3 protein-coding genes are annotated in these 3482 nt (G+C 70.7%); all 3 read left to right on the top strand.

The features are described from left to right. On the top strand, positions 1 to 608 hold a 608-nt coding region (locus Q8814_RS25085), incomplete at its 5' end, for a vWA domain-containing protein (RefSeq protein ID WP_330154669.1). Then, positions 608 to 1222 (top strand): cob(I)yrinic acid a,c-diamide adenosyltransferase, encoded by a 615-nt coding sequence (cobO, locus tag Q8814_RS25080; protein ID WP_330154668.1) that lies wholly within the window; start codon positions 608 to 610, stop codon positions 1220 to 1222. The genes Q8814_RS25085 and cobO, both read left to right, overlap by 1 nt. Continuing rightward, positions 1216 to 3482 (top strand): cobyrinate a,c-diamide synthase (locus Q8814_RS25075; protein ID WP_330154667.1); only part of this gene is annotated, 2267 nt, incomplete at its 3' end. The genes cobO and Q8814_RS25075, both read left to right, overlap by 7 nt.

The following is a 3482-nucleotide window of genomic DNA, read 5'->3' as shown; positions in this document are numbered from 1 at the left end:
CTACCGGAACCGCGCACGGGGGGTGGGAGGTGCGCCGCAAGGTGATCGAGGGGCGTGAGGCGAATCTGGTGTTGCTGTGCGTCGACGCGTCCGGGTCGATGGCCGCGAAACAACGCATGACCCAGGTGAAGACCGCCATCCTGTCGCTGCTGCTCGATGCGTACCGTCGCCGCGACACCGTCGGTCTCGTCACCTTCCGTGGCAACACCGCCGGCCTCGCACTGCCGCCGACCAACTCGGTCGACGTTGCCGCGACACGGCTGCGCGAGTTGCCGGCCGGTGGACGCACTCCCCTCGCCGAGGGTCTGCTCGAGGCCGCCGAAACCATCCGGCGGCACCGGCTGCGCGACCCGGACCGGCGGGCACTGCTCGTCGTCGTGACCGACGGTCGGGCCACGGCGGGCGCCGACGCCGTGAACCGCTCGCTGGAGGCAGCCGATCTCCTTGCCGCCCAAGGCGTCTCTGCGGTGGTGGTCGACTCGGAAACCGGCCGGTTCCGGATGGGTCTCGCGGCCCGGCTCGCCGAGCGACTCGGCGCCGACCATGTGCCGGTCGGCGAGGTGCACGCCGATGCCCTTACGGGAATCGTCCGGGGAAAGGCCGCCTGATGCCGAAGGGACAGCCGGTGATGGTGCCGGACGACGGTCTCACCACCCGTCAGCGCCGCAACCGGCCCTTGCTGATGGTCAACACCGGCGACGGCAAAGGCAAGTCCACCGCCGCGTTCGGGCTGGCCCTGCGCGGCTGGAATCAGGGCTGGTCGGTCGCGGTGTTCCAGTTCGTCAAGTCCGCGAAGTGGCGGCTCGGCGAGCAGACCGCGTTCGAGACACTCGCCGGCCTGCACACCGACCGCGGCACAGGCGGACCGATCGAGTGGCACAAGATGGGGTCGGGCTGGTCGTGGTCGCGCAAGGAAGGCAGCGACGAGGACCACGCCGGCGACGCACTGGCCGGGTGGCGCGAGATCCAGCGGCGCCTGGCCACCGAAGCACACGGCCTCTACGTGCTGGACGAATTCACCTATCCGATCAACTGGGGCTGGATCGACGTCGACGAAGTGGTCGATACCCTGATCTCGCGACCGGGCCACCAGCACGTGATGATCACCGGCCGCCGCGCCGATCCCAAACTGGTCGCGGTCGCGGATCTGGTGACGGAGATGACGAAGATCAAGCACCCCATGGACGCCGGTCAGAAGGGGCAGAGAGGCATCGAGTGGTAACGCTTCCCCGCATTGTCATTGCCGCGCCGGCCTCGGGACACGGCAAAACCACCGTCGCGTCCGGTCTGATGGCCGCGTTGCGGCACGCCGGACACGTGGTGTCGGGCCACAAGATCGGTCCCGACTACATCGATCCCGGATATCACGCGCTGGCGACAGGGCGACCCGGACGCAACCTCGACCCGCACCTCGTCGGCGAGGACCTGGTGGCACCGCTGTTCCTCCACGGCGCCGCGGGTGCCGACATCGCGGTGGTCGAGGGCGTCATGGGTTTGTACGACGGGATGCTCGGCACCGACGGATACGCCTCGACCGCGCATGTCGCGTCGTTGCTGAGCGCGCCGGTGGTGCTCGTCGTCGATGTCTCGCACGCGTCGCGGTCGGTCGGCGCGATCGTGCACGGCATGGCGTCGTACGACCGCGGCACGCGCATCGCCGGCGTGATCCTGAACAAGGCCGGGTCGCAGCGACATTCGGACGAGGTGATCGCCGCACTCGAACCCACCGGCATCCCGGTGCTGGGTGTGCTGCACCGCGACGACGGAATCTCGGCACCCTCGCGGCACCTGGGTCTGATCCCCGCGGAGGAACGCGCCGAGGCCGCCGGGCAGCTCCAGCAGCTGGCGACCCGCATCGTCGAGCACATGGATCTCGAGGAGATCGTCCGAATCGCGCGCGCAGCACCGGATCTTCAGGAGTCTCCGTGGCAGCCGGGGGCGCCGACCGACGGCCCGGTCGTCGCGGTCGCGGGCGGACGCGCCTTCACCTTCCGCTACACCGAAACCGAAGAGTTGCTGCGCGCCGCCGGATGCCGCACCGTCACGTTCGACCCGCTGCGCGATGAGAAGCTCCCCGACGGCACTGCCGGCATCTATCTCGGCGGCGGATTCCCCGAGGTCCACGCGACGGATCTGTCGGCCAATACTCCACTGCGCGATCATCTCCGGGCCGCGGTCGCTGCGGGTATACCGACGGTCGCCGAATGCGCGGGATTGCTGTATCTGTGCCGCGACGTCGACGGCGCCGAGATGGTCGGTGCGCTCGACACATCCGCCCGGATGACACCGCAACTGACCCTCGGCTACCGCACCGCGATCGCGACGACCGACAGCCTGCTCGCCGTCGCCGGGACCCGCGTCACCGGACACGAGTTCCATCGCACCGTCGTCGAACCCGGCTCTGCGCCCGCATGGCTGCTCAACGGCCGGCCCGACGGATTCTCGACCGCAACCCTGCACGCGTCGTACCTGCACACGCACTGGGCAGGTCATCCGCACCTCGCGCGGCGGTTCGCCGACGCGGTCCGCACCGCGACGCCGGTGCCGGCCCCGCCCCGGCGGCCACGTATCCAGGCCCCCGACCTGCACCACCACGGTGACCGCGAAGCTACCCCGGGTCTGGTCGACCTTGCCGTCAACGTCTCGCGCCGCCCCCGCCCCGCGTGGCTGAACACCGCACTGCGCGCGTCCCTCGACGAGCTGGACCGCTATCCGGACCCGAGCGCCGCTCGGTCCGCGCTCGCCGACCGGCACGGCCGCCCCCTCGACGAGGTGCTGCCCACCGCGCGCGGCGCTGAAGCCTTCACCCTCCTCGCGCGTGCGCGCCGCTGGCGGGCACCGGTCGTCGTGCACCCGCAGTTCACCGAACCCGAGGCGGCGCTCGTCGCGGCCGGGCACGACGTGCGACGGGTGATCCTCCGTGCGGAGGACGGCTTCGTCCTCGCGAGCGATGCCGTGCCCGACGGTGCGGATCTCGTGGTGATCGGCAATCCGACGAACCCGACGTCGGTGCTGCATCCCGCCGCGTCGCTGCGGTCGCTGCTGCGGCCGGGCCGGGTGGTGGTAGTGGACGAGGCATTCATGGATGCCGTGCCCGGCGAGAAGCAATCCCTTGCCGCAGAGAGTCTTTCGGGACTGCTCGTGGTTCGCTCACTGACGAAGACGTGGGCGATCCCCGGGGTGCGCGCGGGGTATGTCGTCGGAGATCCCGCAGTGCTTGCCGATCTCGCCGCACAGCAACCGCCGTGGTCGGTGTCGACGCCTGCGACGGCGGCGATGGTCGCGTGTGCCTCGCCGCGCGCCACAGCGGAGGCGGAAAGGAGCGCACACGAGATCGCGGCCGATCGGGCCGGTCTCGTCGATGCGCTGCACGAGGCCGGGTTGACGGTGGCCGGCGAGCCGGCCGGACCGTTCGTGCTGGTCGCTGCACCCGAAGGCCCACGTGACGCGCTGCGGGCGAGAGGGGTTGCACTGCGCCGCGG

The organism is Rhodococcus chondri (assembly GCF_036327435.1).
GTDB classification, from domain to species: domain Bacteria; phylum Actinomycetota; class Actinomycetes; order Mycobacteriales; family Mycobacteriaceae; genus Rhodococcus; species Rhodococcus chondri.
Note: the sequence above shows the minus strand (reverse complement) of the source record. Positions and strands in the feature narration are given on the sequence as shown.